Raw genomic sequence first — 12,897 nt, 5'->3', positions numbered from 1 at the left:
GTGGCGGCGCTGCGGACTTGAGGCCGAGCGATCATCCCGCCCGTATGCCTGCGAACGCAGGACTCCAGGGCGGCGCAAGACAAGGGCTCGTAGCTCTCGGAACCCTCGGCTCCTGCTTCCGCAGGAGCACTGGAGCAGCGGTATGTCCGCTCACGCGAATCCTCTGTCCGGGGTGACGGTGCGTTCAGGGCGGCGCGACGTTTTGCAGAGGTCCCGCGCCGGCGAGCTACCAGCCGCCAAGCAGAACAGCGGTTTAAGGCCGCCACACCCCGCAACGGCGGTCGCCCAACCGGCGCGCCCGCCCCTTACCACATCAGCGCTTGAACGGATCCTGGAACAGCGCCGCCGCCGCCGACGCCGGGTCCTGATCCGCCACATCGACGCCGCGCGCCGCCGCGTCGCGCTCGGCGCGCAGGCTGGCGATCAGCGCCTCGCGATCGCCCTCCAGCCGCGTGTCGGCCGGCGCCGCCTCGGCGCCCGACGCCTTCGACGCCTTGGCCACCGCCGCGTCGAGCTCGCGCTGCGTCGTCAGGCCGAGCGTCACCGGGTCCTTCGGCGTGATGTTGCCGATGTTCCAGTGGCTGCGGTCGCGGATCGCGGCGATCGTCGTGCGCGTCGTGCCGATCAGGTTGCTGATCGCACCGTCGGTGATCTCGGGATGGTTGCGGATGATCCAGGCGATGCCGTCCGGCTTGTCCTGCCGCTTGCTGACCGGCGTGTAGCGCGGCCCCTTGGTGCGGCGGACCTGCTCGGGGCCCTTGATCATCTTGAGGCGATAGGCGGGATCGGCCTGCCCCTTGTCGATCTCCTCCTGCGTCAGCTCGTGCGCGCGGACGGGATCGCGCCCGGTCAGCTTGGAGGCGGCGGTATCGTCGGCGATCGCCTGGATCTCGAGGATATGCAGGCCGCAGAAATCGGCGATCTGGTCGAACGACAGCGACGTATTGTCGACCATCCAGGACGCGGTCGCATGGGGCATAAGAGGCTGGGCCACGGGGGAACTCCGTCGGATCATCTGGGTCGGAAACAAATAGGGCCGCCCCTTGCCGGAGCGGCCGCTGCCTAACCCCCCGTGTACCCCGCGGCGCTGCGAAGGGCAACCCGAGTGTTATCTGGCAGGATTGGTCGCTCTCCCGCCGACGATCGCCACGACACCCGCCTCAGCCGAGCGGCGCGCGAAGACATGCGCAAGGACGACCTGCCCTTCGAAAATCTCCCTCCGCGCCTCCGCGCGAACCAAGACCCGACCGAGCCAAGGAAAGGGGATCGTAACGGCAAACGCCCCCCTGCCCCGCCCCCAACCTCCAAAAATAAGAAGCACTCACGCGAAGGCGCGAAGACGCGAAGAGAAAAGCTACCGGACGGGCTCGAGCTCGGGAGCGCTCACACGCCAGGACGCACGCCCAATCTTCTCCCCTTCGCGTCTTCGCGTCTTCGCGTGACTCACATTCTCACGCGGAGGCGCGGAGGCGCGGAGAACTCTCCGGATGCGACGACCCGGATCGCCCCACCCGAGCCCCCGGCGCCGAAGACCGACCCCCTCTGCGCCCTCCGCGCCGCCGCGCGCCTATTTCCCCAGCCACGCAGCGCGGAACGCCATCTGCGCCGGCGATACCGCCACCCCCGCCGTCTCGCCGCGCACCACCTCGAACGACGGATCGGTGCCGAGCGTCATCACCGCATCGCGCACGACGCCGCGCTGGCGGAAGCGGATCGCGACACGATCGCCCGGCCGATGCGTCGCCAGCGCCGCCAGCGCCGAGGCCGCATCGCCGACCGAAGCGCCGTCGAGCGCCAGCACCATGTCCCCGCGCTCGACTCCCGCCGCATAGGCCGGCGCATCGGGCCGCGGCGGCGCGGCGACGATCACGTCGCCCGCCTCCCCCGCCGCGAGCGTCAGCCCCGACCAGCCATGCGCCGGATCGACCGGCCGCATCACCAATCCCGCCTGACGCAGCAGCGGCGCATAATCGGGCAGCGCGCTCGCATGGATGGAGCGATCGAAGAAGGCCTTGGCGAACCCCGCGTCGGTCAGCTCGGCGAGCCCGCGTTCGAGGTCGGCGGGTGTATAGGGGCGCTCACTGGCGCCGCGCGTCGTCCACAGGTGGCGCATATAGGCGTCGAGCGACAGCCGCGGATCGCGCTGCCGCAGCTCGAGGTCGAGCGCCAGCGCGATCACCGCGCCATAGGGATAATAGGAGACGAAGATATTGGGATTGACCGGATCGATCGACTTGGCGGCATCGACGAAGGGCGCGCGCAGGCTCATCTCCTCCGGTCCGCCGTAGCGCCGCGCCGGGCTGGTGACGACGCCGCTCAGCGTGCCGCCGAGCGTGCGCAGGAAGTCGTCGACGCTCATCTCGCCGGCGCGGCGGATCATCAGCGGCCCGTAATATTGCGTGAAGCCTTCGGCGAACCACAGGCTCGGCGTCGGATTGGCGCGGGTGAAGTCGAACGGCTCCAGCTCGGCGGGGCGCAGCCGCTCGACGTTCCAGCTGTGGACGAACTCGTGGCTCAGCGTGTTGAGCTGTGCGAACTTCGCCTCGGCGAGCCCGCGCTTGTCGGTGATGATCGTCGAGTTGCGATGCTCCATGCCGTCGCCGGTGATCTGCGGCAGATAGTCGGCGATGAACGTATAGGTGCCGTAATCATAGCGCGGCGCCTGGCCGAACAGCGCATAATGCTGCGCGATCACCCGCTTGACCTTGGCGGTATAGACGTCGAGGTCGGCGTCGCTGCCGGCGTGATGCACCGCCAGCCGCACGACATACCGTTTGCCGAGCGCATCGGTGATCGGCCATTCGCGCAGCGAAAAGGCGCTGATCTCGGTCGGGCTGTCCATGAAATATTGCAGATCGGGCGCCCAGAAGCTGTTCGTCCCCTGCCCCGCCGGCAATTGCGTCGCGATCCGCCAGCGGGGATCGAAGGGGTGGAAGCGCACGCGGATCGGCTGGTCGTCATAGCCCTGCGCCCACAGGAAGGTCGCAGGCATGTTGAGATGCGCGTGGCTGGTGTCGATCTGCGCATAGGTGCCGTCGCCCCAGTCGCCGTACAGCGTATAGGTGACGACGACGGTGCCGTCATGCCCCGCCACCGTCCAGCCATAGGGATCGCTGCGGATCACGGTAAGCGGCCGCCCGGCGCCATCCTTCGCCGAGACGGCATAGACGTTCTTGGCGGATTCGTGGATCGCATAGCGTCCGGGCGACGAGCGCGCCATCTGCACGCGCAGCGGCCCGGCCGGCACGCGCGCATAGGTGGCGGTGATCTGCGCCTCGTGATGCGCCGCATTGGCGAAGGACACGTCATAGGACGTTCCCGCCCGCGCGCCCGGATCCTGCGCGCGCTGCGCCGCCTCCGCCTGCGCGCCGGTCTGCGCCTGCGCCGGTGCCTGCGAGACGGCCGTGACCGCCATCACCGCTGCCGCCATCACCCCGAATTTGATCGTCATCGCGTCCCCGCCGTCGTTTCGCTCACTATTGGCAGCCGCCGCCGCGCCGGTCCACCGGTGTGCGACGACGGCTCTCTCGTCGCCGGTCATCTGCAATGCCCCTGATATTTCGCGGCTCGCCACCGTGACCGCGCACGATCCGTCTATAATGGAGCGGGCGGGGGATGGGCCTTGCCGGCGCAAAGGGTCGTAGCTTGCTGCGTAGCTTCAATATTCGCGTGATGGCGTCGCTCGCCGGCGCCATTCTGCTGCTGTGGCTGCTCGCCGCGATCACCTATAACGAGAATCGCCAGGTCGGTGCGACCTACCGCAGCGCCATCGACGCGCAGGAATATATGCACAGCGTCGCGGAGGTGCGCTCGGTCAGCCGCTCGCTGCAGCGCGATGCACTCAACCTGATCAGCGAGGAGGATCCGCTCGACCGATCGATCATCGTCAAGAAGTTCGAGGATCGCTCGCAATGGATGCGCAAGATGCTGCGCGATCTCGAAAGCGGCCCGGCGCATCATCTGTTGCCCGAGGATTATTTCCAATTGTCGTACACGGTGCTCGCCGCCTTGTCCGACGTTGCCGACACTGCGACCTCCGGCGATCGCGGCGACGCGATGCGCCTGTTCCGCCAGAAGGTTCGCCCCGCGGAACGGGCCGCATCGAAAGTCGTCGATACGCAGATCGAACTGATGGGCGCCCGTGTCGCCGCGCTGCGCGACACCGCCGAAAGCGCGCAACATTCGGCCAACCGCATGCTGATGATCGCGGTCCTCTTCCTCAGCGTGCTCGGCTTCGCCACGGGCGCGCTGGTGGAAATGGTGCGCCGTTCGCAGACTCGGCTGATCGTGCGCAACCTCGGCAGCGGCCTGCACAAGCTCGCCGGGGGCGATCTCACCGTCCGGATCGATGGCGTGCTCGCCGGCGAATTCGGCAAGCTCAAAAGCGACTTCAACCATGCCGCCGATGCGCTCGGTTCGGCGCTCGCGACGATCCGGCGCAGCGCCATGGACATCAGCGCCGGCGCGGACGAGTTGATGGAATCGTCGACCGATCATTCGGCCCGCACCGAACGTCAGGCGGCCAGCCTCGAAGAAACCGCCGGCACGCTGCAACAGCTCAGCGAGGCCGTCACCAATTCCGCGCAGCACGCCGCGCAGGTGCGCAGCACCGTCGCCGCGGCGAATGTCGATGTCGAGAAATCGGGCGCCCTGCTGCGTGACGCGGTGGCGGCGATCACCCGGCTCGAGCAATTTTCCGAAGAGATCGCCGACATCCTGGTGGTGATCGACCGGATCGCCTTCCAGACCAATCTGCTCGCGCTCAACGCGGGGGTCGAGGCCGCGCGCGCCGGTGATGCGGGCAAGGGCTTCGCCGTGGTCGCGCTCGAGGTCCGCGCGCTCGCCGGTCGCTCCGCCAAGGCGGCAGAGGACGTCAAGAAGCGGATCGGCCGGTCGACCGAACAGATCCATGTCGGCGTCCGCTCGGTCCACGACGCCGAAGCGATGCTGGATCAGGTGATCGAACGCGCCGGCAGCGTCGCGTCGATCACCGCCAATATCGCCGACAATATCGAACAGCAGTCGCTCGCGCTGCGACAGATCACCGCCGCGGTCGCCGAGCTCGACAGCGTCACCCAGCAGAATGCGGCGATGGCGGAGGAGCAGAGCGCCGCCGCGCGCAAGCTGGTCCATGAGACCAAGGTGATGACCGGTCAGATCGAGCAGTTCCGCTTCAGCGAATGGGAGGTCGCCAACGATCGCCTGCCCGATTTCGAACCGCGACCGGTCTGGCCGCTCCGCCCGACCGAAATCTCGCCGCGGGTGATCGCGCCGCTCCCCAAGCAGCGCCTGCCCTGATCGGCGTCGGGCGGCGCTGCGCCTGAGCGAGACCGGGCGACGGCGGCTCCGACCGGCGACGCCGGCCTTAGCCCCGCCGGGCGGCCCTAGCCCGCCTTGCCGCCGAACAGTCGGCCGAGCATCGCCTCCGCCGCCTTGCCGACCGCGGCGGCGATCGCCTGCGGATCGGGCTGGGTCTGGGTGCCCTGCGGCGGCGCCTCGGGGCGGGGCGGTTCGGGCGGCCCGTCCCCGCTCGGCGGCACGGGAGTTGCCGGCGGTGTCGGCGGCACCGGCCGTTCCGCCGCCGGCCGCGTCGCCTCGCTGCGCCGCGCCTGGCCCTTCGCCACCGCCGCGGTCGCGGCGGTCGCCGCCATCGTCAGCCCCGCCGCGAGCCACTCGCGCCCCTGCGGGCTGTTCGCCTTCTCGAGCAGCACCCCGCCGACCTCGCGCACCTCCTTGGGCAGGCGGATGCCGAGCACCTCCTTGGGGAGCTTCGCCTTCGCCTTCTTCTTCTTGCCCATCTGCCGGCCCTTCTGCCTGTGTGTCGCCGAGATAAGACACCATCGGCGATGTTTCAACGTGGTGCTGGCAAGCGCCTCTCTGCGTTCCTACTTCCCGCACTAGCCTCAGCCACAGAACAGAAGTAGAACCCGCCTTATGCTGACCAAGATCACCGTCCGCGGCGCGCGCGAGCACAATCTCAAGGACGTCGATGTCGACATCCCCCGCGATACGCTGACCGTGATCACCGGCCTGTCGGGATCGGGCAAGTCGAGCCTCGCCTTCGACACCATCTATGCCGAGGGCCAGCGCCGCTACGTCGAATCGCTGTCCGCTTATGCCCGCCAGTTCCTCGAACTGATGCAGAAGCCCGACGTCGATCATATCGAAGGCCTGTCGCCGGCGATCTCGATCGAGCAGAAGACGACCAGCCGCAACCCGCGCTCGACCGTCGCCACCGTCACCGAAATCTACGATTACATGCGCCTGCTGTGGGCGCGCGTCGGCATCCCCTACAGCCCCGCGACCGGCGAGCCGATCGCCGCGCAGACCGTCAGCCAGATGGTCGACCGCGTCCTCGCTCTGCCCGAGGGCACGCGCCTCTATCTGCTCGCCCCCGTGGTGCGCGGCCGCAAGGGCGAATATCGCAAGGAGCTCGCCGAATGGCAGAAGGCGGGCTTCACCCGCGTCCGCGTCGACGGCCAGATCCACGAGATTGACGAGGTGCCGGCGCTCGACAAGAAGTTCAAGCATGACATCGAGGTCGTCGTCGACCGCCTCGTCATCCGCGAGGATATCGCGACGCGGCTCGCCGAATCGTTCGAGACCGCGCTCAAGCTCGCCGACGGTCTCGCTTATGTCGACCCCGCCGATCCGGTCGAGCCGCACACGCCCAAATCGGAAGTGCTCGGCGACAACGCGCCCGCCGGCCGGATCGTCTTCTCCGAGAAATTCGCCTGCCCGATCAGCGGCTTCACCATCGCCGAGATCGAGCCGCGGCTGTTCTCGTTCAACGCGCCGCAGGGCGCCTGCCCGGCCTGCGACGGGCTCGGCGAGAAATTGCTGTTCGACGAGGATCTCGTCGTCCCCAACCACGGGCTCAGCATCAAGAAGGGCGCGGTGGTGCCCTGGGCCAAGTCCAACCCGCCCTCGCCTTATTACATGCAGGTGCTCGGCAGCCTCGCGCGCGAATTCGACTTCAGCCTCGACACGCCCTGGTCCGACCTGCCCGAGGCGATCCACGCGCTGATCCTGCACGGCAGCCGCGGCAAGGCGGTGACGCTGACCTTCGTCGACGGCAAGAAGGCCTATGACGTCAAGAAGCCGTTCGAAGGCGTGATCGGCAATCTCAACCGCCGCCTGCTCCAGACCGAGAGCGCGTGGATGCGCGAGGAACTCTCCAAATATCAGAGCTCGCGCCCCTGTGAGGTCTGCCACGGCGCGCGCCTCAAGCCCGAGGCGCTGGCGGTCAAGGTGGCGATGCAGGACATTGCTTATGCGACGCACCTGTCGGTGGTCGACGCGCTCGCCTTCTTCACCGATCTGCCCAACCATCTCGGCGACCAGCAGCGCGCGATCGCCGAACGCATCCTCAAGGAGATCGTCGAGCGGCTGGGCTTCCTCAACAACGTCGGCCTCGATTATCTCAACCTCGATCGCACCAGCGGCACTTTGTCGGGCGGCGAGAGCCAGCGCATCCGCCTCGCCAGCCAGATCGGCAGCGGCCTGTCGGGCGTGCTCTACGTGCTCGACGAACCCTCGATCGGCTTGCACCAGCGCGACAATGACATGCTGCTCGCGACGCTGCGGCGCCTGCGCGATCTCGGCAATACCGTGCTGGTCGTGGAGCATGACGAGGATGCGATCCGTACCGCCGATTATGTCATCGACATGGGGCCGGGCGCCGGCGTCCACGGCGGAGAGATCGTCGCGCAGGGCACGCTCAAGCAATTGCTCAAGAGCAAGACCAGCATCACCGCCGATTATCTCAACGGCACGCGCCAGGTGCCGGTGCCGGCCAAGCGCCGCAAGGGCAACGGCAAGCAGCTCACCGTCCACAATGCGCGCGCCAACAACCTGACCGGCGTCACCGCGAGCATCCCGCTCGGCACCTTCACCTGCATCACCGGCGTATCGGGGTCGGGCAAGTCGAGCTTCACCATCGACACGCTGTTCGCCGCCGCGGCGCGGGCGCTCAACGGCGCGCGCATCCTCGCCGGCAAGCACGACAAGGTGACGGGGCTCCAGCATCTCGACAAGGTGATCGACATCGATCAGTCGCCGATCGGCCGCACCCCGCGCTCCAACCCGGCGACCTATACCGGCAGCTTCACGCAGATCCGCGACTGGTTCGCCGGCCTGCCGGAAAGCCAGGCGCGCGGCTACAAGCCCGGCCGGTTCAGCTTCAACGTCAAGGGCGGCCGCTGCGAGGCGTGCCAGGGCGACGGCGTGCTCAAGATCGAGATGCACTTCCTCCCCGACGTCTACGTCACCTGCGACGTCTGCCACGGCGCGCGCTACAATCGCGAGACGCTGGAGGTGAAGTTCAAGGGCAAGAGCATCGCCGACGTGCTCGACATGACGGTCGAGGATGCCGCGGAGTTCTTCAAGGCGGTGCCGCCGATCCGCGACAAGATGGAGATGCTGGTCGAGGTCGGCCTCGGCTACGTCAAGGTCGGCCAGCAGGCGACGACACTGTCGGGCGGCGAGGCGCAGCGCGTCAAGCTCGCCAAGGAACTGGCGCGCAGAGCGACCGGCAACACCCTGTACATCCTCGACGAGCCGACGACCGGCCTGCATTTCGAGGACGTGCGCAAATTGCTCGAAGTGCTCCACGCGCTGGTGGAGCAGGGCAATACGGTGGTGGTGATCGAGCATAATCTCGACGTCATCAAGACCGCCGACTGGGTCGTCGACCTGGGGCCGGAAGGCGGCGTCAAGGGCGGCGAGATCGTTGCCGTCGGCACGCCGGAAGCGGTGGCGAAGGAGCCGCGAAGCTTCACGGGGAAGTATCTGGCGCCGTTGCTGAAGCCGCGCGGCGGGGAGGCGGTGGCGGCGGAGTGATACCGCCGCCTACCCTGACGCGGTTTCGGAAGTTGGATCAGCCTCTCCGCAACAATCCTCCAATTGCTGACCGAGGGAGAAGGGGTGGCGGACATAGGCATCCCGCCAATCGGGCTTAACCCGATCAAGCATTTCTGCCTCCACCGCGCCAAGCACATAGAAGGCATTGCGCTTCCAGATCGCGAGTCCCTGATCGTTGATGGCGCGCAGGCTCGTCGTCAGCCCCGCGCAGCGGTCCGCTGCAACGCCGGCGACCGCCGCGTCGGTACGACTAGCCCGCCGCCCCAGCGTCAATTCGGTCCACCGTGCGACACCCTCCTGCCCGATCTGAAACTCGGCATAGACCCAGGCAACGTCTCCTGAGGCTGCGCGCGCCGCACGACGCGCCTTCAGATAATCCGCAATCAGCTGCCGGTCCTTATCAGCTAGACGATTCGATAGGAATGCCAGCGCACGATCGGTCATGATCTTGAATGCCGCGACGACGTTTGGCTGCTTATAGGGGAAGGAATAGCCCAATATCCAGTCCGTTCCGGATGTTCCGAGATGCCGCCCAACATCTGCAACCGTCCGATTATAACTCGGGATATTCGCCTGATATTGATGGGAATGTCTCATGAACTAGGGTGACGATCCATTCAGGCCGAGAGAGGCCCACTGCCGAGGGTAGACCGATTTCGATGACGGACTGTTGGTCCAGATCGGTGGCCGCGGCCAAATCGACCGGAAGCTGTCGCGGACGGCGCTGCACTGGGCATCCCGTCACACGATCGATCCCCGCCGGACGAAACCCTGCCGCTGGCTGGCCACAAAACAGACGCTCCTGCTTCTCGTCGATCAAGAGCACAGGCAGCGGAATTTTCGGATAGCCGGCCCACAATTGGCCGCCCGACTGGAGAATGATCTCCCGCGCCTCTCGGATCATGCCGCGGACGGACACGTCAGACGTTGGCGTGGCCGCCGCAACGAGGGTTACGAGGATCATCGTCGCTTCCATCTTACAACGTCGGTGCCGTAGTATTGTAGCCGCGGTTAAGACGAGTCAGGCGCCATCGACGTTGGGGACGCATCGTTCATCCGCCCCTGCCCGCCCGGCCCATCCGCGCGCGGAACCGCCCGATCACATCGGGATCGACCCGCACCGTCGCACCTCTCTTCCGCTGAGTACTTCGACCCGTTATATCTTCCCCATGACCGACCTCACCCCCATCGAGTCGGAATTCGCGACGACCGAAGAGGCGGAGGCCTATGACGCATGGTTCCGCGCCAAGGTCGAGCGGGCTATGGCGTCCAAGGCGCCGAAAATACCGCACGATCAAGTGATGGCCGAGGCGCGCAGGATCATTGATCGGCATCGTGCAAAATGACGCTCGCCGTCGTCTGGAGCGACGATGCGACTACCGACTTTCTCGACATTCTCGATTACATCGCCGAACGCAATGTCGCCGCGGCCGACCGGCTGGAGGCGCTGATCCAGCACGCCGCCGACCGCCTGCCCGACCACCCCTACATTCATCGTCCCGGCCGGATCGCCGGCACGCGGGAGGCGATCGTTCATCCGAACTACATTCTCGTATATCGGGTCGCGATTCATGCAATTGAGGTGCTCGCCGTGCTCCACGCTCGACAGCGCTACCCCTAAAGCCCCGCCGCCTTGCGCAGCGCAGCGTTCATCCGCCCCTGCCAGCCCGGCCCATCGGCGCGGAACCGCTCGATCACATCGGGATCGAGCCGCAGCGTCACCTGCCGCTTCGCCTGCTCGCGCAGCGGCGGGCGGCCACGCACCACGCCGTTCGGCCCGAGATACCCCGTTGCCGGGCGGATCACCTTGCCGCCCACCCGTATCTCGGCGATCTCCGCCATTTCCTCGGTCAATTCGGGCGCGTCATCGGGATCAATCCAGTCCGACATGTCTGATCTCCCATTGGTGCATATGCCGCATCGAGATCACCCGACACCCGCCATCCCGCTCGGTCCACACCACTGCCACGGCATCCTGCTCAAGCCATCCGTACGTCACGTAACGCACCTCACCATAGTCGAACCGGTCGTCGATCACCGTCTTGCTTCGGCTATCGAACACCTGCCCGGCCTCGGCGAAATCCAGCCCACGGTCCGCCAGCGTCATCGCCCGCTTGACCGGATCGAAGCTGATCTCGCCGTCCATTATGTAACTCCATAATGCGAGCGTCAACGCCGCCTCAGCGCATCATAGAATCCCTCTGTCCTACACGGTCGCACTTGGCATAGGTCGTCGGTCCCCTGGCAGCGAATCGGAGGGACGATGAGCAAGCACAACGAACCCTGGAGCGCGGCGCGCGCCCGGCAGTGGGAGGCGCAGCAGGCGGAGCGGCGGGCGATGACCGATCGCGCGATCCTCGCGGGGATCGAGGCGGTCAAGGCCGGCGGCGATCCCGCCGTCGCCATCGCCGCGGTCACCAAGCCGCGCGGTAAGCCCGGCGGCGACGATCCGGATATGGCGCCGATCGCCGCCCGCCTCCGCCAGCGCCGGCGGATCGACGGCTGGAGCATCGCCACGCAACGCCAGTTCATCCAGGCGCTCGCCGACAGCGGCTGCGTCAGCCACGCCTGCGCCGCGGTCGGCGTCGCGCGCAACACCGCTTATGCGATGCGCCAGCGCGAATCCTACAGCCTCTTCGCGCCCGCCTGGGACGTGGCGATCCAGATGGGGCGCAAGCGGCTGCTCGACATCGCGATGGAGCGCGCGATCGCCGGGCAGGAGGTGGCGGTCTGGCATCGCGGCGAACAGGTCGGCACGCGCACCGTCTACAACGACCGGCTGCTCACCTTCCTGCTCGCGCATCAGCCGGCGCCCGCCCATCCGGTGCTGACCCCGCCCGAACTCGCCGCGCTGTTCCCGGCGCTGCTCGACGTCATCGACCAGCGGCAACCGCATCCCGCCGCGGCGCGGCTCGAGGCGGAGGACGAGGAGGCCGGGGCGTGGTGAACGGTCGCCATCCGGAAACGATGGACCGCGATCGTTTCGATCAAGGTGTTCATCTTGTCCATGTTGCCGCAATCTCGCCACGATCCGCACCGGCTTGCCGGGCGGACATTTCCTGTCATCCTGCCGGCCAACGATAAGAGAGGATCCACCATGGCCACGATGCCCGCAGCCACCCCCGCCTGCCCCGATTCGATCAGCCCGGAGGAATGGGCGGCGCGCGTCGATCTCGCCGCCGCCTATCGGCTGGTCGCGCTCTACGGCTGGGACGATCTGATCTTCACCCATCTGTCGGCGCGCGTGCCGGGGCCGGAGCATCACTTCCTGATCAACCCGTACAATATGATGTTCGAGGAGATCACCGCCTCGTCGCTGGTCAAGATCGACGTCGACGGGCAGCCGGTCGGTCGCTCGGACCATCCGGTCAATCCGGCGGGCTTCACCATCCACTCCGCGATCCACATGGCGCGCGACGACGCGCACGCGGTGATGCATCTGCACACGCCGCACGGTCAGGCGGTGTCGGCGATGGCGTGCGGGCTGCTGCCGCACACCCAGACCGCGATGATCGCGAGCCACGACGTCGCCTATCACGATTATGAGGGCATCGCGACCGACCTCGCCGAGCGCGAGCGGCTGGTCGCGGACCTCGGCATCAAGAATGCGATGATCCTGCGCAACCACGGCACGCTGGCGGTGGGCAATTCGGTCGCGGCCTGTTTCCTTCGGCTCTACTTCCTCGAACGTGCGTGCCAGGCGCAGGTGCATATGCTCGCAGCGGGACGCGATGGCCTCAACCCGCCGCCCGACGGGGTCGAGGAGAAGGTCGCACATCAGGCCAGCCCCGCTGGGATGGGGATGGTGGCGCAGGCGCTCGCCTGGCCGGCGCTGCTGCGCAAGCTCGACCGCATCGATCCAAGCTACCGCCAGTAAGGGTCACGCGGAGGCGCGGAGGGGGCGCACCCGGCGCAGTCGGTTGCCTCCCCTCCGGCGAAGAGGGAACGCATGGGCCAAACCGGCCACCTCCCCTCCGCGCCTCCGCGCCTCCGCGCGAACCAAATCGCCGATCCCCCCCGAATACTGCCGACCGA

Annotated in this window: 13 protein-coding genes; 6 read left to right on the top strand and 7 right to left on the bottom strand. The window is 67.2% G+C overall.

Annotation, left to right across the window (positions count from 1 at the left end):
* Nucleotides 1-313: 313 nt before the first annotated feature.
* Nucleotides 314-994: a DUF1013 domain-containing protein gene (locus V8201_RS00980; RefSeq protein WP_037531936.1), complete on the bottom strand. Its 681-nt coding sequence runs from the start codon at nucleotides 992-994 to the stop codon at nucleotides 314-316.
* A gap of 573 nt (nucleotides 995-1,567) precedes the next feature.
* Nucleotides 1,568-3,451 (bottom strand): M61 family metallopeptidase, encoded by a 1,884-nt coding sequence (locus tag V8201_RS00975; protein ID WP_336544256.1) that lies wholly within the window; start codon nucleotides 3,449-3,451, stop codon nucleotides 1,568-1,570.
* Between the two features lie 194 nt (nucleotides 3,452-3,645).
* On the opposite strand from V8201_RS00975, the gene V8201_RS00970 reads away from it, so the two are divergent.
* Nucleotides 3,646-5,298, top strand: a complete 1,653-nt coding sequence (locus V8201_RS00970) for a methyl-accepting chemotaxis protein (protein WP_161773113.1) — start codon at nucleotides 3,646-3,648, stop codon at nucleotides 5,296-5,298.
* An 86-nt stretch (nucleotides 5,299-5,384) separates the two neighbouring features.
* Here V8201_RS00970 and V8201_RS00965 read toward each other — a convergent pair whose 3' ends face one another.
* The gene (locus V8201_RS00965; RefSeq protein WP_336544255.1) at nucleotides 5,385-5,798 is read right to left on the bottom strand and encodes a hypothetical protein; all 414 of its coding nucleotides are present in this window, start codon (nucleotides 5,796-5,798) and stop codon (nucleotides 5,385-5,387) included.
* A gap of 136 nt (nucleotides 5,799-5,934) precedes the next feature.
* Between V8201_RS00965 and uvrA the strand changes: the two genes are divergently transcribed.
* On the top strand, nucleotides 5,935-8,841 hold the full coding sequence (gene uvrA / locus V8201_RS00960; protein ID WP_336544254.1) for an excinuclease ABC subunit UvrA: 2,907 nt from the start codon (nucleotides 5,935-5,937) through the stop codon (nucleotides 8,839-8,841).
* A gap of 9 nt (nucleotides 8,842-8,850) precedes the next feature.
* Here uvrA and V8201_RS00955 read toward each other — a convergent pair whose 3' ends face one another.
* Nucleotides 8,851-9,360, bottom strand: coding sequence for a hypothetical protein (locus V8201_RS00955; RefSeq protein ID WP_336544253.1), 510 nt, complete (start codon nucleotides 9,358-9,360; stop codon nucleotides 8,851-8,853).
* A 55-nt stretch (nucleotides 9,361-9,415) separates the two neighbouring features.
* The gene (locus V8201_RS00950; RefSeq protein ID WP_152542116.1) at nucleotides 9,416-9,826 is read right to left on the bottom strand and encodes a hypothetical protein; all 411 of its coding nucleotides are present in this window, start codon (nucleotides 9,824-9,826) and stop codon (nucleotides 9,416-9,418) included.
* A gap of 205 nt (nucleotides 9,827-10,031) precedes the next feature.
* On the opposite strand from V8201_RS00950, the gene relB reads away from it, so the two are divergent.
* On the top strand, nucleotides 10,032-10,208 hold the full coding sequence (gene relB / locus V8201_RS00945; RefSeq protein ID WP_037531930.1) for a type II toxin-antitoxin system RelB family antitoxin: 177 nt from the start codon (nucleotides 10,032-10,034) through the stop codon (nucleotides 10,206-10,208).
* Nucleotides 10,205-10,483 (top strand): type II toxin-antitoxin system RelE/ParE family toxin, encoded by a 279-nt coding sequence (locus V8201_RS00940; RefSeq protein WP_037531928.1) that lies wholly within the window; start codon nucleotides 10,205-10,207, stop codon nucleotides 10,481-10,483. The genes relB and V8201_RS00940 overlap by 4 nt, the downstream gene beginning before the upstream one ends.
* On the opposite strand, the gene V8201_RS00935 is transcribed toward V8201_RS00940, so the two are convergent.
* Nucleotides 10,480-10,752 carry a BrnA antitoxin family protein gene (locus V8201_RS00935; RefSeq protein ID WP_081792901.1) on the bottom strand — a complete coding sequence of 91 codons (273 nt, stop codon included), beginning with the start codon at nucleotides 10,750-10,752 and terminating at the stop codon, nucleotides 10,480-10,482. The genes V8201_RS00940 and V8201_RS00935 overlap by 4 nt on opposite strands.
* The gene (locus V8201_RS00930; RefSeq protein ID WP_081792900.1) at nucleotides 10,736-11,008 is read right to left on the bottom strand and encodes a BrnT family toxin; all 273 of its coding nucleotides are present in this window, start codon (nucleotides 11,006-11,008) and stop codon (nucleotides 10,736-10,738) included. Before V8201_RS00930 ends, V8201_RS00935 begins: the two co-directional genes overlap by 17 nt.
* Nucleotides 11,009-11,125: 117 nt before the next feature.
* Here V8201_RS00930 and V8201_RS00925 point away from each other — a divergent pair, with 117 nt between their 5' ends.
* Together V8201_RS00925 and V8201_RS00920 are read left to right on the top strand one after the other, a co-directional pair.
* Nucleotides 11,126-11,809 (top strand): hypothetical protein, encoded by a 684-nt coding sequence (locus V8201_RS00925; RefSeq protein ID WP_336544252.1) that lies wholly within the window; start codon nucleotides 11,126-11,128, stop codon nucleotides 11,807-11,809.
* Nucleotides 11,810-11,959: 150 nt separating this feature from the next.
* Nucleotides 11,960-12,739 (top strand): class II aldolase/adducin family protein, encoded by a 780-nt coding sequence (locus tag V8201_RS00920; RefSeq protein ID WP_373276438.1) that lies wholly within the window; start codon nucleotides 11,960-11,962, stop codon nucleotides 12,737-12,739.
* Nucleotides 12,740-12,897: the final 158 nt, after the last annotated feature.

This window comes from Sphingomonas kyungheensis, assembly GCF_037120395.1.
Classification (GTDB): domain Bacteria; phylum Pseudomonadota; class Alphaproteobacteria; order Sphingomonadales; family Sphingomonadaceae; genus Sphingomonas; species Sphingomonas kyungheensis.
This window is presented reverse-complemented; position numbering and strand designations above follow the sequence as displayed.